The following is a 288-nucleotide window of genomic DNA, read 5'->3' as shown; positions in this document are numbered from 1 at the left end:
GCGACACGATAAAGTATAGGGAATAAACGAAGTGCCAATTTCTAAGTTGGCACTATTTTTATTTTATGGGGGGATAAAAGTGGATTTCACTAAAGTGGAGGTTTAGTCGAATATTCCATCTTAAACTGACAGGTGCAAGAGCGAAATAAAGCAACGCTATCGTGAGATGCGTTGCTTATTTATTTCTAAAAAAACTTCCTATATAATTCCTGCCTGATGCTTCCGCTTAACTGGGCATATATCCGGGTGGTTTCACTTTTTTCATGACCTAATAGGCTTTGAATAACA

At 37.5% G+C, this 288-nt stretch carries 1 pseudogene; it reads right to left on the bottom strand.

The features are described 5' to 3' along the window. Positions 1-185 precede the first annotated feature (185 nt). Positions 186-288, bottom strand: a pseudogene (locus KW850_RS33790) (integrase); the annotation flags it as partial.

This window comes from Bacillus sp. sid0103 (assembly GCF_019219025.1).
Note: the sequence above shows the minus strand (reverse complement) of the source record. Positions and strands in the feature narration are given on the sequence as shown.